The 22,734-nt window shown below is 70.3% G+C and carries 22 protein-coding genes; 8 read left to right on the top strand and 14 right to left on the bottom strand.

Translation table 11 applies throughout. The annotated features are described in order from the left end of the window. Positions 1-16: 16 nt before the first annotated feature. Together IB278_RS22525 and IB278_RS22520 are read left to right on the top strand one after the other, a co-directional pair. Positions 17-1,003 (top strand): Bug family tripartite tricarboxylate transporter substrate binding protein, encoded by a 987-nt coding sequence (locus IB278_RS22525; protein ID WP_192325489.1) that lies wholly within the window; start codon positions 17-19, stop codon positions 1,001-1,003. A 335-nt stretch (positions 1,004-1,338) separates the two neighbouring features. Beyond that, complete coding sequence (locus IB278_RS22520; RefSeq protein WP_145739486.1) at positions 1,339-2,484, top strand: CaiB/BaiF CoA transferase family protein; 1,146 nt, start codon at positions 1,339-1,341, stop codon at positions 2,482-2,484. Here IB278_RS22520 and IB278_RS22515 read toward each other — a convergent pair. From IB278_RS22515 to IB278_RS22495, 5 genes are all read right to left on the bottom strand, one after another. Beyond that, positions 2,479-3,384, bottom strand: a complete 906-nt coding sequence (locus tag IB278_RS22515) for a LysR family transcriptional regulator (protein WP_192325488.1) — start codon at positions 3,382-3,384, stop codon at positions 2,479-2,481. The two genes, IB278_RS22520 and IB278_RS22515, sit on opposite strands and share 6 nt — an antisense overlap. 37 nt (positions 3,385-3,421) lie before the next feature. Beyond that, entirely contained in the window at positions 3,422-4,036 is a 615-nt protein-coding gene (locus IB278_RS34105; protein WP_145739482.1) for a hypothetical protein, read from the bottom strand. Continuing rightward, positions 4,033-6,069 (bottom strand): molecular chaperone HtpG, encoded by a 2,037-nt coding sequence (htpG, locus tag IB278_RS22505; protein ID WP_145739480.1) that lies wholly within the window; start codon positions 6,067-6,069, stop codon positions 4,033-4,035. The genes IB278_RS34105 and htpG overlap by 4 nt, the downstream gene beginning before the upstream one ends. Before the next feature lie 110 nt (positions 6,070-6,179). Beyond that, positions 6,180-7,223, bottom strand: a complete 1,044-nt coding sequence (locus IB278_RS22500) for an ABC transporter substrate-binding protein (RefSeq protein WP_145739478.1) — start codon at positions 7,221-7,223, stop codon at positions 6,180-6,182. A 72-nt stretch (positions 7,224-7,295) separates the two neighbouring features. Next, positions 7,296-8,213 carry a LysR family transcriptional regulator gene (locus IB278_RS22495; protein ID WP_192325486.1) on the bottom strand — a complete coding sequence of 306 codons (918 nt, stop codon included), beginning with the start codon at positions 8,211-8,213 and terminating at the stop codon, positions 7,296-7,298. Between the two features lie 98 nt (positions 8,214-8,311). On the opposite strand from IB278_RS22495, the gene IB278_RS22490 reads away from it, so the two are divergent. After that, positions 8,312-9,322 carry a zinc-dependent alcohol dehydrogenase family protein gene (locus tag IB278_RS22490; protein ID WP_192325484.1) on the top strand — a complete coding sequence of 337 codons (1,011 nt, stop codon included), beginning with the start codon at positions 8,312-8,314 and terminating at the stop codon, positions 9,320-9,322. Between the two features lie 175 nt (positions 9,323-9,497). Then, the gene (gene aqpZ / locus IB278_RS22485; protein ID WP_145739472.1) at positions 9,498-10,205 is read left to right on the top strand and encodes an aquaporin Z; all 708 of its coding nucleotides are present in this window, start codon (positions 9,498-9,500) and stop codon (positions 10,203-10,205) included. On the opposite strand, the gene IB278_RS22480 is transcribed toward aqpZ, so the two are convergent. The 5 genes from IB278_RS22480 to IB278_RS22460 all read right to left on the bottom strand — a co-directional run bounded on the left by IB278_RS22480 (position 10,206) and on the right by IB278_RS22460 (position 14,835). Beyond that, on the bottom strand, positions 10,206-10,544 hold the full coding sequence (locus tag IB278_RS22480; RefSeq protein WP_145739470.1) for a hypothetical protein: 339 nt from the start codon (positions 10,542-10,544) through the stop codon (positions 10,206-10,208). Between the two features lie 111 nt (positions 10,545-10,655). Beyond that, complete coding sequence (locus tag IB278_RS22475) at positions 10,656-12,080, bottom strand: sensor histidine kinase (RefSeq protein ID WP_145739469.1); 1,425 nt, start codon at positions 12,078-12,080, stop codon at positions 10,656-10,658. A 61-nt stretch (positions 12,081-12,141) separates the two neighbouring features. Beyond that, positions 12,142-12,798: a response regulator transcription factor gene (locus tag IB278_RS22470; protein ID WP_145739467.1), complete on the bottom strand. Its 657-nt coding sequence runs from the start codon at positions 12,796-12,798 to the stop codon at positions 12,142-12,144. An 86-nt stretch (positions 12,799-12,884) separates the two neighbouring features. Next, positions 12,885-14,003, bottom strand: a complete 1,119-nt coding sequence (locus tag IB278_RS22465) for a winged helix DNA-binding domain-containing protein (protein ID WP_145739466.1) — start codon at positions 14,001-14,003, stop codon at positions 12,885-12,887. A 10-nt stretch (positions 14,004-14,013) separates the two neighbouring features. Further along, entirely contained in the window at positions 14,014-14,835 is an 822-nt protein-coding gene (locus IB278_RS22460) for a pseudouridine synthase (RefSeq protein ID WP_145739465.1), read from the bottom strand. Between the two features lie 143 nt (positions 14,836-14,978). On the opposite strand from IB278_RS22460, the gene IB278_RS22455 reads away from it, so the two are divergent. The 4 genes from IB278_RS22455 (at position 14,979) to IB278_RS22440 (ending at position 18,412) form a co-directional block, all read left to right on the top strand. Further along, entirely contained in the window at positions 14,979-16,118 is a 1,140-nt protein-coding gene (locus IB278_RS22455; protein WP_186454100.1) for an MGDG synthase family glycosyltransferase, read from the top strand. Beyond that, positions 16,115-16,606: a hypothetical protein gene (locus IB278_RS22450; protein ID WP_145739461.1), complete on the top strand. Its 492-nt coding sequence runs from the start codon at positions 16,115-16,117 to the stop codon at positions 16,604-16,606. Before IB278_RS22455 ends, IB278_RS22450 begins: the two co-directional genes overlap by 4 nt. Next, complete coding sequence (locus IB278_RS22445; protein WP_145739460.1) at positions 16,603-17,181, top strand: dual specificity protein phosphatase family protein; 579 nt, start codon at positions 16,603-16,605, stop codon at positions 17,179-17,181. Before IB278_RS22450 ends, IB278_RS22445 begins: the two co-directional genes overlap by 4 nt. Positions 17,182-17,281: 100 nt before the next feature. Continuing rightward, on the top strand, positions 17,282-18,412 hold the full coding sequence (locus IB278_RS22440) for a zinc-binding dehydrogenase (protein WP_145739458.1): 1,131 nt from the start codon (positions 17,282-17,284) through the stop codon (positions 18,410-18,412). Positions 18,413-18,559: 147 nt separating this feature from the next. On the opposite strand, the gene kdpE is transcribed toward IB278_RS22440, so the two are convergent. From kdpE to kdpC, 4 genes are read right to left on the bottom strand one after another with little or no spacing between them, the layout of a single operon-like run. Continuing rightward, a complete protein-coding gene (gene kdpE / locus IB278_RS22435) occupies positions 18,560-19,252 on the bottom strand; it encodes a two-component system response regulator KdpE (protein WP_145739456.1) in 693 nt (230 codons plus the stop codon). Between the two features lie 4 nt (positions 19,253-19,256). Further along, complete coding sequence (locus IB278_RS22430) at positions 19,257-22,013, bottom strand: DUF4118 domain-containing protein (protein WP_145739454.1); 2,757 nt, start codon at positions 22,011-22,013, stop codon at positions 19,257-19,259. A gap of 23 nt (positions 22,014-22,036) precedes the next feature. Next, positions 22,037-22,168: a hypothetical protein gene (locus IB278_RS34100; RefSeq protein ID WP_261380201.1), complete on the bottom strand. Its 132-nt coding sequence runs from the start codon at positions 22,166-22,168 to the stop codon at positions 22,037-22,039. Then, positions 22,158-22,727 (bottom strand): potassium-transporting ATPase subunit KdpC, encoded by a 570-nt coding sequence (gene kdpC, locus IB278_RS22425; protein ID WP_145739453.1) that lies wholly within the window; start codon positions 22,725-22,727, stop codon positions 22,158-22,160. Before kdpC ends, IB278_RS34100 begins: the two co-directional genes overlap by 11 nt. Positions 22,728-22,734: the final 7 nt, after the last annotated feature.

Here is a 22,734-nt window from a genome sequence, read left to right as displayed (position 1 = left end):
AAACGGAGACATCACCTTGCGACACCTCACTCACTTCTTCGCGGCCCTGGCCGCCTGCGCCGCGCTGCTGGGCGCCGCACCCGCCGTGCAAGCCCAGGGGCCCTTCCCTTCCAAGCCCCTGATACTGGTCGTGCCCTTCCCGCCCGGCGGCCCGACCGACGCCATGGCCCGCACGCTGGCCGCCGAGATGAAGGACCGCCTCGGCCAGCCGATGATCGTGGAGAACCGTGCGGGCGCAGGCGGCAACATCGGCGCCGACTACGTGGCGCGCGGTGAGGCCGATGGCCACACGCTGCTGTTCGGCACCTCGGGCCCGCTCGCCATCAACGCGAGCCTCTACCGCAAGATCGGCTACGACCCCGTCAAGAGCTTCGCGCCCGTGATCCAGGTCGGCTACCTGCCGAACATCCTGGTGGTGAACCCCGCGCTGCCGGTGAAGGACGTGCGCGAACTCGTCGCCTATGCCAAGGCCAACCCCGGCAAGCTCAGCTATGCGTCCTCGGGCAACGGCGCCTCGTCGCACCTGGCGGGCGTGCTGTTCAACTCGGTGGCCGGTACCGACCTGCAGCACATCCCGTACAAAGGCACCGGCCCCGCACTCAACGACCTGCTCGGCAACCAGGTCGGCATGACCTTCACCGACATCCTCACCGCGCTGCCGTACGTGAAGGCAGGCAAGCTGCGCGCGCTGGGCGTGGCAACGGTCGCGCGTTCGCAGGCGCTGCCCGATGTGCCGACGATTTCGGAGCAGGGCTACAAGGGCTACGACGTGAGCGTGTTCTTCGGCATCGTGGCGCCGGCCGGCACGCCCGCGGACCGCGTGAGCAAGCTCAACCAGGCCTTCGCCGAGGTGCTGAACTCGCCCAAGGTGAAGCAGATGTTCGCGGCGCAGGGCCTGGAAGCCTCGGCGGACACTTCGCCACAGAAGCTCGGGCAGTTCATCGTGAGCGAGTCGGCCAAGTGGAAGGACGTCGTCAAGAAGTCAGGGGCGCAGCTGGATTGATTTCGCCTTGTTGTTCGGGGCGCGCTCACGCCGACGGGGTACCTTGCTCCGCGAATGTCCTCCGGCCTGCGGCCTCCCCCTTTATTTCGCTGCGCAAGGCACCCCATCGACGTGAGTGCTTTCAGAGCACTGCTTGATCGGCGGCAAACCAGCAGCGTGCCCCGGTGCACAGGGCATCGGGTGCTCCCCGCAGCGAAATCAAGGAGGAGGCCGCAGGCCGGGGGACATTCGCGGAGGGGAGTACCCGGTGGCCTGTGCACGCGCCCCGGACAACAGCACCAAGAACAACAGCGCCAGGAACAAAAGCCCCACACACAAAAGCACGGAACATCGAAATGACACAACCCCAAGGCGCCCTCGCCGGCATCCGCGTCCTCGACATCTCGCGCATCCTCGGCGGCCCGTACTGCGGCCAGATCCTCGGCGACCACGGCGCCGACGTGCTCAAGGTCGAACCGCCGCAGGGCGACGACACGCGCACCTGGGGTCCGCCCTTCAAGGACGGCGTGGCCTCGTACTACCACGGCCTGAACCGCAACAAGCGCGTGCAGCACCTGGACTTCTCCACCGACGAAGGCCGCAAAGCACTGCTCGCGCTCGTGGCCGAGGCCGACGTGCTGATCGAGAACTTCAAGACCGGCACCATGGAGCGTTGGGGCATCGGCTACGAGACGCTCTCGCAGCGCTTTCCGCGCCTCGTCTGGTGCCGCGTCTCGGGCTTCGGCGCCGACGGCCCGCTGGGCGCGCTGCCCGGCTACGACGCCGCCGTGCAGGCCATGACCGGCATCATGAGCATCAACGGCGAGGCCGACGGCGGCCCGCTGCGCGTGGGCCTGCCGGTGGTCGACATGGTGACCGGGCTGAACGCGGTGATCGGCGTGCTGCTCGCGCTGCAGGAGCGCAACCGCAGCGGCCGCGGCCAGTTCGTGGAGGCGGCGCTGTACGACAGCGGGCTCTCGCTGCTGCATCCACATGCGGCCAACTGGTTCATGGATGGCACCGAGCCCCGCCGCACCGGCAACGCACACCCCAACATCTATCCCTACGACGCGCTGGCCACGGGCACCGACCCGGTGTTCGTGGCGGTGGGCAACGACCGCCAGTTCGCGAGCCTGTGCCGCTGCATCGGCCTGCCCGGGCTGGCCGACGACCCGCTCTACCGCACGGCCGGTGCGCGCTCGGTGCACCGCGCAGGGCTCAAGCAGCAACTCGAGGCGGCGATGGCTGCGTTCGACGGCCGTGCGCTGGTCGAGCAGCTGATGGCCGCGGGCGTGCCGGCCGCGCCGGTGCTGCCGGTGGATGCCGCGCTCGCGCATCCGCACACGGCGCATCGCCAGATGGTGGTCGAGATGGAAGGCGGCTACCGCGGCATCGGCGCGCCCGTGAAGCTCAGCCGCACGCCGGCGAGCTACCGGCACGCGCCGCTCACGCCAGGCGAGCGCTTCCTGCCCGAATCCGCGGCCGGCGCCAGCGCCTCATGACTCGGGCCGCACGCCCGCGCCCGCCTTGGGCGCATGGAAGGCCTGCATGAACGCGCCCTGCAGTTCCGCCGGCAGGTCGGACCGGTGGCACATCGCATAGCCGAGGCTCGGCGGGTCGTCGGCAAGCGCAACGAAGCGGATGTCGGGCCGCGCAATGCAGGCAAGCGATTCCACCACCAGCCCGATGCCCGCACCGGCCGCCACCAGCCCCACGAGCGAGATCGACGAACTCGCGCACTGGTTGACCTGCGTGGTGATGCCCGCACGCGCAAGGTACGCGGCGATGCGGTCGAACACCACCGGCCCGATGTCGCGCCGCACCCCGACCAGCGTCTGCTGGCGCAGGTCCGCCGCCGCGATGCACCCGGCGCCCGCCAGCGGATGCGCGGCCGGCACCACGGCCATGAAGCGGTCGCGGGCCACCTCGCGCACCACGAGGTCGTCGCGCGAGGACGGCGGATGCACCACCGCCAGGTCGAGCCTGCGGTGCGCCACGGCTTCCTCGAGCTCGTCCGACAGGCCTTCGGTCAGCGCCAGCACCACGCCCGGGTGCGTGGCCGAAAAGGCACGCATGGCATCGGGAAAGAAAGACAGCGCCGCGATGGGCGTGACGCCGATCTCCAGCCGGTCGAAGGCGCCGCGCCCGATGGCGCGCGCGGCCTCGTCGGTTTCGGCGGCGCGCGACAACAGGCGCCGGGCATGCGGCAGCAGGCGCGCGCCCTGCTCCGTCAGCCGGACGCCGCGCGCCTGCCGGTCGAACAGCGCAAAGCCCAGGGCCTCCTCGAGCCGCTGCACCCGCACGCTGAGCGCGGGCTGCGAGATGGCGAGCAGCGAAGCCGCGCGGCGGATGTTGCCGATCTCGGCGAGCGTGACGAAGCATCGCCATTGCTTGAGTTCCAAGGAGCGGTCTCCAGCACAGCGCCGCAGGCAGCGGCGATCAGGGTGCGATCGGATTGCCCGGCGTGCCGGGGCTGCCGGCTGCAGGAGCGGCGGCATCGGCCACCGGGCGGTAGGAAACACGCACCGAGGAAGGCGGCGGCACCGCTCGCGGCGCAGAGGCGGCGGCCGGCTGGGTCACACCGCCCTTGGTGACCGTGACCGGCGCAGCGGTTGGAATCGCCGCCACGGGCGCCACACCCGTGATGCCGGAGGTACCGGAAACCGGGACCGTGGCCCCCACCGCCGCCGTCGTGACCGGCGCGGCGCCGCCTGCAGGCGCGTAGCCGGCCTTTCCGGCATTGGGATCGTGCAGCACCACGCTCTTGCCCACGCCCACGCCGGTGCCGATCGGACCGATGCCGACGCCGACACCCACGCCCGCATTGCCGGCCACCACGCCGGTGTTGTTGACCGCCACGCCCGCGCCGAGCGGACCCCAGCCGGTGTTGAGCCCGACGGAGAAATTGCCGTCCTTGGTGGCGCCCAGCCCGAGCGAGAGTCCGGGCACCAGCGGAATGCCAATGTGATAGTGCGAACAGCCGCTCACCGCCGCCAGCAGCAGCGCCGCCGCGACGGCGGCCGCTGCACGGGCGGTGCGCGGCCGGGCGTTCACACCAGCAGCGCGTTGACGCGCCTCACGTAGGCCGCGGGGTCGGCCGGCAGGCCGCCTTCGGCCAGCAGCGCCTGGTCGAAAAGGATGTTCGCAAGATCGTCGAAGTGCTCGGAGCCGTCGAGCTTCTTCACGAGCGCGTGCTCGGCGTTCACTTCGAGCACGGGCTTCAGGTCGGGTGCCGGCTGGCCGGCCTGCTTGAGCATGCGCGCGAGCTGCGTGCTCATGCCGCCGTCCTGCACCACCAGGCAGGCCGGTGAATCGACCAGGCGCGTGGTCACCCGCACGTCCCCGGCCTTGTCCTTGAGCGCTTCCTTGAGCTTCTCGAGCAGCGGCTTGAAGGATTCGGCGGCTTCCTCGGCGGCCTTCTTCTCGGCCTCGTCCTGCAGCTTGCCGAGGTCGACCGCGCCCTTGGCCACGCTCTGCAGCGGCGTGCCGTCGAACTCGGTGAGGTAGTTGAGCGCCCATTCGTCGACGCGGTCGGTCATCAGCAGCACCTCGATGCCCTTCTTCTTGAAGACCTCGAGCTGCGGGCTGTTCTTGGCGGCGGCGAGCGTGTCGGCCGTGATGTAGTAGATCGCGTCCTGGCCTTCCTTCATGCGCGCCTTGTAGTCGGCAAAGCTCACGCTCACGGTGTCGCTCGTGGTGGAGGCGAAGCGCAGCAGCTTGGCGATGCGGTCGCGGTTGCCGAAGTCCTCGCCCAGGCCTTCCTTGAGCACGGCGCCGAACTCGGCATAGAACTTGGCGTACTTGCCCGATTCGTCGGCCGCGGATGCCGCTGTTTCGGCGGCCGTCGGCGCATTCTTGTCGACCACGTCGGTCACGGACTCGGTCGGCTCGGGGGCCGGCACCGATTCGCCGGAGCCCACGTCGATCTTGCCCTCTGCGCTTTCCGGCCCGGTCTTCTGCTTCTTGGCCAGGTCTTCGAGCATGCCGAGCACGCGCTTGGTGCTGCCTTCGCGGATGGCCTTCACGTCGCGGCTTTCCTGCAGCAGCTCGCGGCTCACGTTGAGCGGCAGGTCGGACGAGTCGATCACGCCCTTCACGAAGCGCAGGTAGCTGGGCAGCAGCGCCTCGGCGTCGTCCATGATGAAGACGCGCTTCACGTAGAGCTTGACGCCCGCGCTCTTGTCGCGGTTCCACAGGTCGAACGGCGCCTTCGACGGAATGTAGAGCAGCTGCGTGTACTCGGTGCTGCCTTCCACGCGGTTGTGGCTCCAGGCGAGCGGCGCCTCGTAGTCGTGGCTGATGCTCTTGTAGAACTCTTCGTACTGCTCGGGCGTGATGTCCTTCTTGGGGCGGCTCCAGAGCGCGCTGGCCTTGTTGACGGTTTCCCATTCGCCGGTCTTGACCATGTCGCCGGGCTGGTCGTTCTCGCCTTCCTTCCACTCCTCCTTTTCCATGAGGATGGGCAGCGAGATGTGGTCCGAATACTTGCCGACGATCTGCTTGAGCTTCCAGGCGTTGAGGTATTCGTCGGCGTCGTCGCGCAGGTGCAGCGTGATGCGGGTGCCGCGCTCGGGACGCGTGATGTCGGCCACCTCGAAGTCGCCGGCGCCGCCGCTCGTCCAGCGCACGCCCTGCTCGGGCGGCAGGCCCGCGCGGCGCGACTCGACGGTGATCTTGTCGGCCACGATGAAGCCCGAATAGAAGCCCACGCCGAACTGGCCGATGAGCTGCGCGTCGGCCTTCTGGTCGCCGCTGAGCTTGCTCACGAAGTCCTTGGTACCACTTTTGGCGATGGTGCCGAGGTTCTCGATGGCCTCCTGGCGCGACAGGCCGATGCCCTTGTCGGTGATGGTGATGGTGCGCGCGGCCTTGTCGAAGGAAAGGCGCACGTCCAGCTCGGGCTGGTCCTCGTAGAGCTCGGGACGGTCGATGGCCTCGAAGCGCAGCTTGTCGCAGGCGTCCGATGCGTTCGAGATCAGCTCGCGCAGGAAGATTTCCTTGTTCGAATAGAGCGCATGCGTGACGAGGTGCAGCAGTTGCGCGACTTCAGCCTGGAACGGGAGTTTCGTGTTGGAAGAATCAGCCATGGGAAGAGAAGAAATATCGAAGCCAAAAAATTCTAAGCCGGGCGGCCTTGACCGCACGCTCGACTCGCCAACTCTGCGAGTTGGGGCTTTCGCCCCGAAAAACAATAGGCCTACCTGGCCTGCGATTCCACCTCGCGGGTCCAGCGGTCGATCAGCCGCTTGCGCTCGGCGGCCCTGCCGTATTTCTCGAAGTCGTACTTGATGAGCTTCACGTCGCTCATCGACGGAATGCGCGCATCGGGCTTGAAGGTCTTGTTGGCGGGCGACTGCAGGCTGCCGACCTGCCCCCCGATCGCCTGGCCGGCCGGGCTCATGAGCCAGTCGTAGTAGCGCTTCGCATTCTCCTTGTTGCGCGCGCCCTTGACCAGCGCGATGCCGCCCACCTCGTAGCTGGTGCCCTCGCAGGGCGCGGCGGTCTTGACCGGAAATTTGTCATACCGCCAGCGCTCGAAGCCGAAGATGAAGCTCACGCCGATGGCCACCTCGCCCTTGGCGACGTTGGGCGCCTGCGCCTGGCCGCTGCGGGTGTAGCTGGTGACGTTGCGGTGCAGCTTCCTCAAATAGTCGAAGGCCGCGTCCTCGCCCATCTGCTGCACCAGGCCCGCGATGATGGTGTAGGCCGTGCCGCTCGAGGCCGGGTGCGAGATCTCGATCTCGCCCCGGTATTCGGGCTTGACCAGGTCGGCCCAGCATTTGGGCTCGTGCAGCTTCTTGCGCTTGAGCAGCTCGGTGTTGAAGCCGAAGCCGATGGCGCTGGTGTAGAAGCCGCCCACCATGTTCTGCGACATCGCGTACTGGCGCACCGACCAGTCGTGCAGGTCGTTGATGTAGGCCGGCCGGTAGGCTTCGAGCAGGCCCTGCTCGGCGGCCTGCAGGAACGGGTCGCCGGTGCCGCCCCACCAGATGTCGGTCTTGGGGTTGGCCGCCTCGGCGCGCAGCTGGGCGCCGATCTCGCCGGTGCCCTTGTGCGCCTGCTGCACCCGGATGCCGGTCTCGCGCGTGAAGGCCGCGGCCGCGGCTTCGCACCAGCCCGCGTCGGTGCTGCACAGCGCGTTCACCGTGCCCTGCGCGGCGGCGCCGGCAGAAAAAAGCAGGGCCATGGCGCCCGCGCATGCGGCAAGGGCCGCGGCATTCCTCTGGACAAAGGGGCGCATGCGTTCTCCGGTGAATGAGTGACTGGCTGGCTGAAGGATGAAAGGCGACGAAAGGATAGCGGGCAAAGCCGCTCAGCGGGCCGCCAGCAGCGGCGGCAGGTGCTCGGCCAGCCAGTCGACCACCACCCGGGTCTTGTGGGGCAGGTAGCGGCTGCGCGAGCGGATCACGTTGAGCTCGAAGCCGAAAGGTCGCGGCTCCTCGAACACGCGCACCAGCGTGCCGGCCGCCAGCGCATCGGCCGCCAGCCAGGCCGGCAGGCGCGCGAGCCCCATGCCGCCGATGGCGGCTTCGAGCAGCACCTCGGCGCTGTCGCAGCGCAGCCGCGAGGGCAGCACCACTTCGGCCAGCCGGCCTTCGGCGTCGTGGAAGCGCCAGGGCGAGATCTGCCCGTCGCGGGCGTAGAACACCGCCTCGTGCGACGGCGATGCGCCCAGTTCGGCCACGCTGCCCGGGTGCCCGCGTTCGGCCAGGTAGGCCGGCGCGGCGCACAGCACCATCCACTGCACGCCGACCGGCCGCGCGACCAACTCGGCGCTGTCGGCCAGCTCGCCGCTGCGGATGGCCAGGTCCAGCCCGTCTTCGACCAGGTCCACGCGCCGGTCGTTGAAGGAAAGCTCCAGCGACAGCCCCGGATGCCGGCGCGCCAGCGCGAGCAGCAGCGGCCCGACCTTCAGCCGCCCCAGCATGGCCGGCATGCTCAGGCGCACCAGCCCGGCGGCGGTGCTGCGCGCGGCGTCGGCCATGGCCTCGGCGGCATCGAGTTCGGCCAGCACGCGCCGGCAGCGCTCGTAGTAGCCATGGCCTTCCTCGGTGAGGCTCTGGCTGCGCGTGGTGCGCAGGAAAAGCCGCGTGCCCAGCCGCGCCTCAAGCCGCGCAATGCTCTTGGCCACCGCGGAGCGGGTGACGTGCAGCCGCTCTGCCGCACGCGCAAAGCTGCCGGCCTCCACCGCGGCCACGAACTCTTCGATGCCCTGCAGGCGTGGACTCATTGGATACTTTCAGGCGCCATGGAGTTGAAAATTATCCACCACTGGATATATCAACTCGCCAATAGCATGAAGGCTTCTTTTTTTGTGGAGGCTTTTTCATGCAGGCAAGCAGAACGCTCAGGCGCTGGCAACTTTCTTCCTTCGGCCGCGAGCAGCTCGAACAGGTGGCGCTGCCGCTGCCCACGCCCGGCCCGGGCGAGGTCCTCGTGCAGGTGGGCGCGGTGTCGCTCAACTACCGCGACCTGCTGATGATCCGCGACGGCATGGGCATGAAGTTCGACCTGCCCTTCACGCCCGGCTCGGACATGGCCGGCACGGTGGTGGCCGTGGGCCCGGGCGTGCAACGCCTGGCCGTGGGCGACCGCGTGGTCAACACTTTCTGGGGCGGCTGGATCGACAGCCACTGGCCGGCCGAGGCCGTGTCGATGGGCGGCCCCGGCCCGGGCATGCTCGCCTCGCACGTGCTGATCGACGCGGCCTGGGCGGTGGCCGCGCCGGCCACGCTCGATTTCGCGCAAGCCAGCACGCTGCCGTGCGCCGGCCTCACGGCCTGGTTCGCGCTGGCCGAGAGCGGCGCGCTGCGGCCCGGCCAGACCGTGCTGGTCCATGGCACCGGCGGCGTGGCGCTGTTCGGCGTGCAGCTGGCGCGGCTCCATGGCGCGCGAGCCATCGTGGTCACGGGCAGCGAAGAGAAGCGTGCGCAGACGCTGGCGCTGGGCGCCAGCGAAGTGCTGATGCGAGACAGCGACTGGCCGGCCGAAGTGCGCCGGCTCACGCAGGGCCGCGGCGCCGACCATGTGCTCGAACTCGCGAGCGGGCCGAACCTCGACCGCTCGCTGCAGGCGGTGGCGCAGGGCGGGCGCGTGTCGATCATCGGCATGCTCGGCGGCGAAACGCTCAGCGCTTCGTACTACGCGGTGGTGCTCGGCCGCGTCACGGTGCAGGGCATTGGCGTGGGCCATCGGCGCGCGCTCGAAGACCTGGTGCGCGCCGTCGACGCCAATGCGCTCGAGCCCGTGATCGCGGCGCGATACGCCTTCGATGACTTGCCCGATGCGCTCGACCATCTCGCGCGCGGCGCCTTCGGCAAGATCGTCGTCGTGCCCTGACCAAGCCCTTTAGCGGTTTGCGCAACGCGTGTCAGAAACAAAAGACCGCTGAACTGTGAACAGGTTCCGCCAGCTGCAACAACATGCGTGACGCATGCTGTTTACGTTCCTAGAATCCGCCCGCGCGCGGCCCCCGGCCACGCAATTTTTTTCAACTTCTGGAGGGATGGAGCAGATGGAACATAGCACCTACAAAAAGTGGTCGGCCGAGTTCATTGGTACTTTCTGGCTCACGCTGGGCGGCTGCGGAAGCGCGGTCCTGGCGGCGGCCTTTCCGAACAACCTGGGCATCGGCTTCCTGGGCGTCGCGCTGGCGTTCGGCCTGACGGTGGTGACCGGCGCCTATGCGCTCGGTCCCATCTCGGGCGGCCACTTCAATCCGGCGGTGTCGATCGGCCTCGCGGCCGCGGGGCGCTTCAAGGCCTCGCAGCTCGCGGGCTACATCGTCTCGCAGGTGCTGGGTGCGATTGCCGCGGCCGGCGTGCTCTACCTGATTGCCACCGGCAAGCCCGGCGCCGACATCGGCGGCTTCGCCACCAATGGCTTCGGCGAACACTCGCCCGGCAAGTACGGCATGACGGCCGCGCTGGTGTGCGAGGTGGTGATGACCGCGGTGTTCCTGATCGTGATCCTCGGCGCCACCGCCAAGCGCGCGGCCGGCGGCTTCGCGGGCCTGGCCATCGGCCTGTGCCTCACGCTGATCCACCTGATCTCCATTCCGGTCACCAACACCTCGGTGAATCCCGCGCGCAGCACGGGCCCGGCGCTGTTCGGCCCGTCGTACGCGGTGTCGGAGCTGTGGCTGTTCTGGGTGGCGCCCATCGCGGGCGCGATCATCGGCGCGCTGATCTACCGCGCGCTGCTCGGCAACAGCGACGACTGATCAACTGCCGCTGGCCGACTGCACGAGCGGCAGCGCGGTCGACTGCCCGATCGACTCGGTGCCCGTCGCATGCGAGGCCGCATAGGCGCCGGCCTGCACGTCGGACACCGGCGTCGTCGAGTTCATGGCCGGCGCGCTGGTCGACTGGCCGATGGACTCGGTGCCGTCGGGACGCGCGGCGGCCATCGCGCCGGCCTGCACGTCGGGGTTCTCGGGCGAATTCATCTGCAGCGGGTGGTAGTCGGAGCCGTCGGTGGTCTCGGCCGACGCATTCACGGCACCGAGCGCCGCGAACGCGGCGAAGGAGCCAAGGGCAAGAAGCTTGAAGGAAGTGCGCATGGTGTGTGCTCCTGAGGGTTTGTCTCCGGCCGCGTGCCATCGCGCGAACTGCGCGTGGCAGGGCCTGGATGCACTCTAGGCAGCCCGGCTGAGCGCGCCGTGAGCAGGAAATTAGCCGGGCGTGAGCGGCGCCGTTGCCGCAGTCGCCGCCGGCGGCAGGTGCACCCGGGCCAGCAGCCCCGGCCCGCCGCCACCTTCTGCCTCATCGCGGTTGCGCAGCTCGATGCGCAGGCCATGCCGCTCGGCGGCCGTGCGCGCAATCGCCAGCCCGAGCCCGCTGCCGCCGGCCGGAGCGCCCGGCACGCGAAAGAAGCGGTCGAACACGCGGCCGATCGACGAGGCCGGAATGCCCGGCCCGTTGTCGAGCACGTCGACCACCGCATGGCCGTCGACCTCGTGCAGCCGCACGTCGACCACTCCGCCTTCGGGCGCATAGCGCAGCGCGTTGTCGATCAGGTTGTCGAACACGCTGCGCAGCTCGGCGGCCGGCGCCTGCACCACGGGCGCGATCGATCCCTCGAAACCGATGTCCACGCGCCGCGCGTCGGCCAGCACCATCAGCTGGCTCACGCTCTCGCGCAGCAGGGTCTCGATGTCGACCGCTTCGCGCGAGGGCGCGAGCGGGCGTCCCGGCGCGTCCTGCCGCGAGAGGCTCAGCAGCTGCTCGATCAGGTGCTGCGCGCGCGTGACGCCGGCCTCGAGCTGGTTGAAGCGCTCGGTGGCTTCGCCCGCGGGCACGTGCGCGCGCAGGTTCTCGATCTGCAGGCCGATCGCGGCCATCGGCGTGCGCAGCTCGTGGGCCGCGTCCTGCACGAAGCGGCGCTGCGTGGCGAAGGCGCTGCGCATGCGCGACAGCAGGTGGTTGAAGGCCTGGACCAGCGGCGCGATCTCGTCCGGCACGCGCGCCAGCGACAGCTCGGTGGGGCTGCGCTCGTCCTGCGAGGCCACGTCGCGCGCCACCGCGCGCAGCGAGCGCGAAGCCGCCGACACGATGAGCCAGAGGATCAGCAAGGCCAGCGGCAGCAGCAGCGCGATGGGCAGGCCTTCGAGCAGCGCGCGGCGCAGCGCCCGGCGCCGGCGGTAGTCCTCGTTCTGCAGCACCTGCACGCGCGGCTGGTCGGCGCGCGGCCCGGCCTCGGCCGTGAACACGCGCCAGCGCGACGGCGTGGGCGCATCGGCGCGCGCATCGCTGAAACCCGGCCGCGGCTGCAGCGGCACCACGGCCAGCGGCGGCCAGGAGCTTGCGCGCAGCGTGCGGCCATCGGCGCTCCAGAGCTGCACCACGAAGGCGCCGCGCACCAGGGCGGCGTTGCCGTCGAGCGGACGCGGCGTGCGCGGCGGATCGCTGCCTGCATAGGAATCGGCGACCAGCCGCATCTGCTCGTCGAGCGCGTTGTGCACCAGGTCGCCATAGGCCACGAAGGTGAACCACGCCGTCAGCGCCGCCGCCACCAGGTGCAGCGTGACGAGCCAGAACAGCAGTTGGGTGCGCAGCGAGCGCGGGCGCCACCAGCGGCCGCCGCGCACAGAGGTCATTGGCAAACCTCCGTGCTTCGCACTGCGGTGCGAGCCCCCTTCGGAGCGGCCGGGCGGGGGCTCATGCCGCAACGCGCCAGCCGAGCCCGCGCACGTTGCGGATCGAATCGGCACCGAGCTTGCGGCGCATGCCGTGGATCAGCACGTCGATGGCGTTGCTGGTCACTTCCTCGCCCCAGCCGTAGATGCGGTTCTCGAGCTGCTCGCGCGAGAGGATGGCGCCGGGCCGCTCGAGCAAGGCGTGCAGCAGCGCGAACTCGCGCGCGGTGAGCGCCTCGCGCGCCCCATCGACCAGCACCTCGCGCGTGGTGAGGTCCAGCTGCATCGTGCTGCCGCCGATCAGCGAATGCGCGGCGCCGTCGCGCCGGCGCACCACGGCCCGCATGCGCGCGAGCAGTTCGCGGAATTCGAAGGGCTTCCGCAGGTAGTCGTCGGCGCCCAGGTCGAGGCTGTGGATGCGGTCGTCCAGGCCGTCGCGCGCGGTGAGCACCAGCACCGGCGTGGCATCGCCGCGTTCGCGCGCGCGGCGCAGCACCTCGGTGCCGTCCTGCCGCGGCAGGCCCAGGTCGAGCAGCACGCAGGTGTAGCCGCCGTCGCCGAGCGCGCTCTGCGCCAGTTCGCCGTCGCGCACCCAGTCGGCCGACCAGCCCGCGCCCTCGAGCGCCTGCTTCAGGCTGCGCCCGATCATCTCGTCGTCTTCCACCAGCAGCACACGCATTGCGGCGACTCCTTGGGCGCCAAGGTAGCACGCGATCGGGATGACCGGTAGTGCCCTGCGCCGCGGCGCAGCGTAGAGGCGAAGTCTTAGGCGGGGCTTAGCACGCGAACCTCGTGCCGCTCGCCCTCGCCATCCGCTGCAAAGGCCAGCAGGCGCATGGCCTCTTCCTGCACGCCGAGCCGCTCGGCCTTCGGCCAGCGGGTGAAGGGCTCCAGCACCACCGCGGCCGTGTTGTTCTTCGCGCGCTCGATCTTCCAGACGCCCGCGACGAAGCCGTCGAGCAGCACCGTGCCACGCACGATGCCGTTGGCAGTGAACACGCGGGCGCGGTGCGCCTCGCTCATCACGCGGCTGCGGTCGGCATGCGAGAGCAGCAGGTTGTCCCATTCGGCGACGAGGCGCGGCGGCGCGGGCGTGTCAGGCCCGGGGCGCGGCGCGCGCGGCAGGTCGAACAATTCCTGGCCCTGCTCGCCGATGAAGCTGCGCAGCTGCGGCTGCAGGCGCTCGGCCACGGCCTTCCAGCCCGCGAGGCCCGACCATGCGCCGGCATCGGCGAGCGTGGCGGGGCCGAAGGCCGCGAGGTAGCGCAGCAGCAGCTCGTCCTGCGTGGCCGGTGCGGCATCGGCGGCGGATTCGCCGAGCCACTGCGCGATGGGCTGCAGCCGTGCGCTCTGGTGCGAGTCCCAGCTGCCCGCGGGCGGCAGGTGCACCAGCGGCACGCTGTTGCGGATGAGTGCGGCGAGCGAAGCGGGCTCGCGGTCTTTCCAGCGCGCCGCAAGAGCCTGGCCGAGTTCGGAGCTGGTGAGCGGGCCTTCGCGCAGCAGCGCGAGGCCCGCCTGCACCACCACCGCACGGTCGATGCCTTCGAGCGCCCGCGCGTGGCTGCTGCCCTTCAATCCGCGCTGGTGCACGGACTCGAGCAGCGGCCGCCAGGCCAGTGCGTCCTTTGCGGCCATCAGGTGCAGGGTCGCGCGCATCGTCGACATGCGCACGACGCGTCGCTGCTTGAGGGCTTCGGTCAACTGCTCGCGGCGAAAGCCTTCGAGCCGGCTCCACAGGCCGATGTAGGGCGGGTTCGGCGCCTGCGCCTGCAGCCCCGCGAGCTTTTCGATGGCCTGCGCGGGCGTCGCCTTGCGCCGCTCCAGCAGCATCTGCCGCGCCAGCGTGGCCCGGTTCAGCGCGCGCTGGCTCAGCACCACGGCCATCGGCAACGGCTCAGAACTTCTCGTGCGGAGCGAGGTAGCGCCACTGACCGACGGGCAGGTTGCCGAGCATCACGCGGCCGATGCGCACGCGCTTCAGGCCCACCACCTTCAGGCCGACCAGTTCGCACATGCGGCGGATCTGGCGCTTCTTGCCCTCGGTGAGCACGAAGCGCAATTGCTCGGGGTTCTGCCATTCGACCCGTGCCGGCTTGAGCGGCTGGCCGTCGAGGCTCAGGCCGTGGCGCAGCCTGGCGAGCATTGCGGGCGGGAAGACCGCCTGCACATTGGTCGTGACGGGATCGTCGTCGTCCATGCGCACCAGCTGCCCGGTGGGCGCGGGCTGGCCCAGGCCGTGGTAGGCCACGCGCACCAGGTACTCCTTCTCCATCACCGAGTCTTCGCCGATCAGCTGGCGCGCGATGCGCCCGTCCTGCGTCATCACCAGCAGGCCGATGGAATCGATGTCGAGCCGCCCGCACGGCGCGAGGCCGCGCAGCTGCTGCGGGCTGAAGAAGAAGCGCGCGTTGTCCTCGGCCCAGCGGTTCTGCGGCGTGAAGAGGGTCACCGCGGGCTCATGGCCGTCCTCGGCCTGGCCGCTCACATAGCCGATGGGCTTGTTGATGAGGATGGTGACCTGGTTCGCCTGCTGGCCCTTGGCGGCCTTGTCGACCTCGATGCGGTCGGACGGCGTGACCTTCACGCCCATTTCGGCCGGCTTGCCGTTGACGCGCACCCAGCCGTTGGCGATCCACTCATCGGCCTCGCGGCGCGAGCAGAGGCCGAGCTCGGCCATGCGTTTGTTGAGGCGGATCGGGGCGGGGGCGTCGGTCATGCGGGGCGCGGTCGGTTGGGGGCGGGTCACGCCCGGTGAAGCGGTGCGCAGCCGCATTTTCGCCGATGGGCGGCCGCCCGCGGGATGTGTCGCAATGCATGGGGATAATGCGCGCCAATGGCCCGCCGACGGCCCGGACCCGCATGACCAAAATCCTGATCCTCAGTGTGAGCGCCGGCAACGGCCACGTGCGCGCAGCGCAAGCCCTCGAAGCCGCCGTGCAGTCGGCCCCGCCGCACACGGCGGTCCATATCGATGCCATGGCCCATGTGGCCGGCGGCTTCCGCAAGGTGTACACCGACTGGTACATCCAGCTCGTGAACCGCGCGCCCGAGCTGTGGTCCTACCTGCACCAGCGCACCGACGCCACGCCGCACCACGCGCCTTCGCAGCGGCTGCGCCGCGGCATCGAGCGGCTGAGCACCGGCGCCCTGCTGCGCGAGATCCGCCGCGAGAAGCCCGACGCCGTGATCTGCACCCACTTCCTGCCGGCCGAGCTGCTGATGCGCGAGCGCAACCGCGGCCGCATCGACTACCCGGTGTGGCTGCAGATCACCGACTACGACCTGCACAACATGTGGCTGGTGCCGGGCATGGCAGGCTACCTGGCCGCCACGGAGGAAGTGGCCTTCAGGCTGCAAGCGCGCGGCATTCCCGCGGAGCGCATCCACGTGACCGGCATCCCGGTGATGCCGGCCTTCTCCGAGCCCGACGCGCCGGCGCTCGCGCGCAATGCCTGCGCCGCGGCGCTCGGCCTCGATCCCGCACGGCCGGTGCTGCTGATGGCTTCGGGCGGCGCCGGCGTCGGCGACCTGGCGAGCATGGTCGAGCGCGTGCTTTCGCTCGGCGGCGACAGCGGCTTGCAGGTGATTGCCGTGGCCGGCCGCAACACCGAGGCGCACGGCAGGCTGCAGGCCCTGGCCGCGCGCCATCCGGGGCGCGTGGTCGCCATCGGCTTCACCCACGAGATGCACAGGCTCATGGCGGCGGCCGACCTGGTCGTGACCAAGCCCGGCGGGCTCACGGTGTCGGAATGCCTGGCGCTCGGCAAGCCGATGCTGCTGATCTCGCCGATTCCGGGCCAGGAAGAGCACAACGCCGGCTTCCTGATGGAAGAAGGCGCGGGCTGGCTGGCCTACGACGCCATCGGCCTCGACTACAAGGTGGCACGCCTGATGGCCGACCCCGCCAAGCTCGCGGACATGGCCGAATGCAGCCGCGCGCTCGGCAAGCCGCGCGCGGCGGCCGCGGTGCTGCGCCACGTGCTGGGCGAAGCCGCATGACGGGCGCCGTGGAGAAGACGGGCGTGGCCCGCACGCTCGGCTACCTGGCATGGGTGGTGGTGATGGCCTTCTTCTTCGCCAATGCCGAGATCCAGATCGAAGGCGGCGCCGGCTGGGCCACCTCGCTGCCCACCTGGCGCATCGAGAACAGCATCTGGCTCGACATCTTCTGGGGCGGGCGCGCGATGACGGGCTACCACGCCTGGGTCTTCACCTTCATGGTGCTGGTGTTCCTGGCGCCGCTGGCCTTCAACGGACGCTGGACGTGGCGCGATTTCGGGCTGGCCGTGGCCGGCCTGATCGTGTTCTGGGTCTGCGAGGACTTCCTCTGGTTCCTCATCAACCCGGCCTTCGGCTGGGCGCGCTTCAATGCGGTGGATGCCTTCTGGCACAAGCACTGGATCTGGGGCGCGCCGGTCGACTACTGGGGCGGCCTGGCGGTGGCCCTGCTGATTTTGGTGACGCGGCACTGGCGGCGCGCGAAATGAGCGCAAGGAAATACAAGCGCAGGAACGGCAGCGGCGCCGCCGCGGCGCACGCCGCGCCGCGCCCCGGGCACTGGGCCGATCCGCTCGACGCGCTCGGCGTCGAGAACCTGCACCGCATCACGCCCACGCTGTACCGCAGCGCGCAGCCGCGCATCGCCAACGTGGCGGCGCTGAAGGCGCTGGGCATCGGCACCATCGTGAGCCTGCGCTCCTTCAACGACGATCGGAAGGTGTTCGCGGGCAGCGGCATCCGCCTGGTGCGCGTGCCGATCAACACCTGGTCGATCGACGACGCCAAGGTGCTGCGCGCGCTGGTGGCCATTCGCGAGGCCGAGAAGCAGGGGCCGGTGCTGATCCACTGCATGCACGGCGCCGACCGCACCGGCGTGGTCGCGGCGGCCTACCGCATGGCGGTGCAGGGCTGGGACAAGGAGAGCGCGCGCCAGGAGATGTTCCGCGGCGGCTACGGCTACCACACGCTGTGGCGCAACATTCCGCGCTACATCGATCGCTTCGATGCAGAGAAGATGGGCCATGCGCTGGCCCACGCACCGACGGTTCCCGCGGTGTCTTGAAGGCGTCTGCAGCTTTCGCACGCCGCTCCTATACTGGCCGCCCCGTGGCCCTGGGCCACCTTCGAACCTGCCTCTTTCACGAGGCTCAAGGGGCTCATCCATGGCACTGCAACTGCGCTCCCTCATCCGTGCGAACGGCGAACTCGAACTCTCGCTGCACGACGAGCCGATTCCCGAACCCCAGGCGCACGAGGTCGTGATCCGCGTCGAGGCCTCGCCGATGAATCCGTCGGACCTGGGCCTGCTGTTCGGCGCGGCCGACATGGGCACTGCCAAGGTCTCCGGCACGCCCGAGCGGCCGATCGTCACGGCCACCGTGCCCGAGCGCGCCATGCCGGCCATGGCCGGGCGGCTGGACCAGTCGATGCCGGTCGGCAACGAAGGCGCCGGCGTAGTGGTGAAGGCCGGTTCGTCGCCCGCGGCGCAGGCGCTGCTGGGCAAGACGGTGGCCGCGATCGGCGGCGCGATGTATTCGCAGTACCGGGCCGTGGCGGCGGCCCAGTGCCTGGAACTGCCCGCGGGCACCGCGCCGGCCGAAGGCGCATCATGCTTCGTGAACCCGCTCACTTCGCTCGGCATGGTCGAGACGATGCGGCGCGAAGGCCACAAGGCGCTGGTGCACACGGCCGCCGCATCCAACCTGGGCCAGATGCTCAACAAGATCTGCCAGAAAGACGGCATTGCGCTGGTCAACATCGTGCGCAAGCCCGAGCAGGAAGCACTGCTGCGCGGCATCGGCGCGAAGTACGTGTGCAGCACGAGCTCGCCCACCTTCCTCGACGACCTGACGCAGGCCCTGGTCGAGACCGGCGCCACGCTGGCCTTCGATGCCACGGGCGGCGGCAAGCTCGCGGGCCAGATCCTCGGCTGCATGGAAGCGGCGCTGAACCGCACCGCCAAGGAATACAGCCGCTACGGCTCGACCACGCACAAGCAGGTCTACATCTACGGCGGCCTCGACCGCTCGCCGACGGAGTTCGTGCGCAACTTCGGCATGGCGTGGGGCATGGGCGGGTGGCTGCTGTTTCCGTTCCTGCAGAAGCTCGGGGACGAAGGCGCGCAGCGGCTGAAGGCGCGCGTGGTGGCGGAGTTGAAGACCACGTTTGCGAGCCACTACACGCGGGAGGTTTCGTTGCTCGAGGCCTTGCAGCTCGATGCGATCGGGGTGTATGGGAAGCAGGCGACGGGGGAGAAATTTCTGCTCAATCCGAACAAGGGCGTGGCGGCTTGAATGCCGCTGCCCTCACCCCTGCCCTCTCCCGGAGGGAGAGGGAGCAATAGCCCGACACCATCTCGCCGCTCCGTCTTGTCCCCTCTCCCTCCGGGAGAGGGCTAGGGTGAGGGCTCTGTGCCCCCGACAAAGCGCGGCGCCCGCCAGCTAAACCACCAACCGATACCCCACGGCCGTTTCGGTCAGCAGATGCCGCGGCTGCGCCGGATCCGCTTCCAGCTTCTGCCGCAAATGCCCCATGTAGATGCGCAGATAGTGGCTCTGGTCGGTATGCGACGGGCCCCACACCTCGCGCAGCAGCTGGCGCTGCGTGAGCACGCGGCCGGCGTTGGCGACCAGCACTGACAGCAATCGGTACTCGGTCGGCGTCAGGTGCACCTCGGCACCAGCGCGCCGCACGATGCGCGCGGCGCGGTCCAGTTCGACCTCGCCGAAACGGAACACCGCTTCTGCCGTTTCGTCGCCGCCCGCCGCGCGCGGCCGGCGCAGGTTGGCGCGCACGCGCGCGAGCAGCTCGCCGGTGCCGAAGGGCTTGGTCAGGTAGTCGTCGGCGCCGGCATCGAGCGCGGCGATCTTGTCGGCCTCGTCGCTGCGCGCGGACAGCACGATGATCGGCACGGCCGACCAGCCCCGCACATCGCGGATCAGGGAGACGCCATCGCCGTCAGGCAGGCCGAGGTCGAGCACCAGCAGGTCGGGCTGGCGCGTGCCGGCCGCTGCGAGCCCGTCGCGCAGCGTGCCGGCCTCGTGCACCAGCCAGCCTTCGGCCTCGAGCGCACCGCGCACGAAGCGCCGGATCTGCGGCTCGTCCTCGATCACGATGGCGGTGGGCGATGGCATGGATTCAGAATTGTGCTTCGGCTGTTTCCGGTGGTTCCCGGCGCGGCAGGGTGACCGTGAATTCTGCACCGCCGCCCTGCGCATTGGCCGCGGCAATCTCGCCGCCGTGCGCGCTCACCACGGCGCGGCAGATCGCCAGCCCCAGGCCCACGCCCGGCGTGGCCGACTCGGTTTCGCCGCGCGTGAACTTGTCGAACAGCTTCTGCTCGCGGCCCAGGAGCGCGGCGGGCAGGCCCGGGCCGTGGTCGCGCACCGTGAGCCTCAGCGTGCCGGGCTCGGCCCGCGCGCCGACCACGATGGGCGGCGCGCCGTACTTGGTGGCGTTCTCGATCAGGTTGACCAGCACGCGCTCGATCAGCACGGCATCGAATTCGACCAGCGCAAGCCCGGGCTCGAGCGCGGTCTGCACCACGGTATGGCCGAGCGCGGTGCGCGCCGCGCGGATGGCCGAGCCGACCACCTCCTCCACCGACTGCCAGTCGCGCCGCAGGTTCACCGCGCCGCCCGCAATGCCGCTTTCGAGCCGCGCCATGTCCAGCAGGTTGTTGACCAGCGCATGAAGCTCGTGGGCCTGCGCGACGATGGCGCGCGCCGCCTCGGCATGCGCCTCGGGCGGCAGCGTCTGCAATGATTCGGCCAGCGCGATCAATGCGGTGAGCGGCGTGCGCACGTCGTGCGAAATGGCGCCGAGCAGCGCGTTGCGCAGGCGCTCCGATTCCATCTCGACCACCGCCTGCTGCGCCACCTCCACATAGTGCACGCGCTCCAGCGCAATCGCGATCTGCCGGGCCAGCGTGTCGAGCTGCTGCGCCTGCTCCGGGATCAGCAGCCAGCGCGGCTGCGCCGGCGAGAGCGCGAGCACGCCGCGCACGCGCATCGGGGCCTGCAGCGGCACGTAGTGCCAGGGCTGGGCCGCCAGCGTGGCGGTGGCCAGGCCCGCAGGCTGGCCGTGGCGGAAGGCCCAGTCGGCCACCTGCGCATCGAAGCCCTCAGGCGGGCTCTTGGGCAGCACGAGCTGGTCGGCCGCATCGGTGACCAGCACCAGCGCCTGGCCGCCGAAGTGCCCCTGCACCGCGGCGGCGCCCAGCGCCACCACCTGCGTGCTTTCCAGTGCGGCCGAGAGTTCGCGCGTGAGTTCGAACAGCGAGCGCGCGCGCCGCTCGCGGCTGGTCGACACGCCGGCCGCAAAGCGCAGCCCCGCCATCAGCTGGCCCACGAGCAGGCCCACGCCGAGCATGACCGCGAAGGTCAGCACGTACTGCACGTCGCTCACCGCGAACGACAGGCGCGGCGGCACGAAGAAATAATCGAACGCCGCCACGTTGAGCAAGGCCGCAAGCGCCGAGGGCCCGCGGCCGAAGCGCATGGCCACGCCGACCACGCCCAGCATGAACAGCATCACGATGTTGGACAGCTCCAGCACGCGGGCCAGCGGCGTGCAGACCAGCGTGAGCACGACGCTCGCGGCCGTGGCCCAGGCATAGCCCGGCCAATGGACAGGCGCCTTCTCGTGGTCGTCGTCATCGGCGCGCGTGGCGGCGATGGGCGCGCGCGCCAGGCGGCGCGAGCTGTCGGCGCGGCCGACTTCCATGATGTCGAGCGCGGGCGCGCGCCGTGCCAGCGCGCGCGAAAGCGGCATTGGCGTGGCGGGCCACCAGCGGCGCCAGCCGCCGGGCCGCTCCGGGCGCCCCAGCACCAGCGTGGCGCAATTGAGCCGCCGCGCCTCTTCGGCCAGCTGCTCGGCCACGTCGGAGCCGGTGAGCACCGCGGTGGCCGCACCCAGTTCCTCGGCGAGCTTGAGCACCGCGAGGATGCGGTCGCGCTCCTCGGCGGCGAGCCGCTGCAGCCGCGGCGTCTCGACATATGCGGCGTGCCAGCGCACATTGAGCTGCCCCGCAAGCCGCGCCGCAGTGCGCACCGTCTGCGCGTCGCCCTCGTGCGGCCCGACGCACGCGAGGATCGCGCCCGAGGTGTTCCAGGCCTGCAGCGCGCCGCCCTGCCCGTCCTTTCCGTTGCGGCCGGCCGCGCCCGACTGCTCGACGCGCCAGCCGCGCACGTCGTCTTCCACATGCTCGGCGGTACGGCGCAGCGCAATTTCGCGCAACGCGATCAGGTTGCCCTTGCGGAAGAAGTTCTGCGCGGCACGCTCGGCCTGCTGGGGCAGGTAGACCTTGCCGGCGGCGAGCCGCGCCGCGAGTTCGTCGGGTGTGACGTCCACCAGCACCACCTCGTCGGCTTCGTCGAGCACGGTGTCGGGCACGGTCTCGTGCACCCGCACGCCGGTGATGGCGCCGACCGTGCCGTTGAGGCTTTCGAGATGCTGCACGTTGAGCGCCGACCAGACCTCGATGCCCGCGGCCAGGAGCTCCTGCACGTCCTGCCAGCGCTTGGCATGGCGGGAGCCGGGCGCATTGGTGTGGGCCAGCTCGTCGACCAGCAGCACGGCGGGCTTGCGCGCGAGGGCGGCATCGAGATCGAATTCGGCGAGCCTGCGGCCGCGGTGGTCCACCTCCCGCAGCGGCAGCAGCTCGAGCCCCGCGAGCAGCGCCGCGGTTTCGCTGCGGCCATGGGTCTCGGCCACGCCGACCAGCACGTCGCGCCCCGCGGCACGCTCGCGCTGCGCGGCGCTCAGCATGGCCCAGGTCTTGCCGACGCCCGCGCTCGCGCCGAAGTAGATGCGCAGCTTGCCGCGCAGTGCGCGCGCCTCGTCGCTGCGCAGTTGCGCAAGCAGGGCATCGGGATCGGGGCGGGTGTCGGGCATGGTGCTGGCGGTGGCTGCGCAGGTTAGCGCATCGGCGCGCCCTTGCGGCGCTTGGCATGCCGCCGCGCGGTGCGCGAAAGCGCCCACCAGGCAAAGACCAGCGGCGCGAAGAGTGCTGCAAATGCCAGCAGCAAGTGGAAGAGGTCAGTGGCCATCGAGCGCGAGATTCAATGCCAGCACATTGACGCGCGGCTCGCCCAGCCAGCCCCAGAGCGGCGCCTGCGTGTGGCTGGCGACCAGCGCCTTCACCTGCTCGGGCGGCAGTCCGCGCACGCGCGCCACGCGTGCTGCCTGGTAGAGCGCGGCGGCGGGGCTGATGTCGGGGTCGAGCCCGCTGGCAGAGGCCGTGACCAGATCGACCGGCACGGCCGCGGTATTGCCCGGGTCGACGGTGCGCAGCGCCTCGATGCGCGCCTTGACCGCATCGGCCAGCGCCGGGTTGAGCGGCCCGAGGTTCGAGCTGCCCGAGGCGCTCGCGTTGTAGGGCTGCGGCGCGGTGGCCGAGGGCCGGCCCCAGAAGTGCTTCGGATCGCCGAAGTTCTGGCCGATGAGGCTGGAGCCCACGGCCCTGCCGTCGCGCACGACCAGGCTGCCGGCCGCCTGCGACGGAAACAGCGCCTGGGCCGCGCCGGTGACGGCCAGCGGATAGACCAGGCCGGTGAGCGCACTCAGCAGTGCGAAGAGCACCAGCGCGGGACGAATGATGTTGTTCATGGTGAAG

This window comes from Variovorax sp. VRV01, from assembly GCF_014852545.1.
GTDB lineage: Bacteria > Pseudomonadota > Gammaproteobacteria > Burkholderiales > Burkholderiaceae_C > Variovorax > Variovorax beijingensis_A.
The sequence above is the reverse complement of the archived record's forward strand: the minus strand, read 5'-3'. Positions and strand labels throughout refer to the sequence as shown.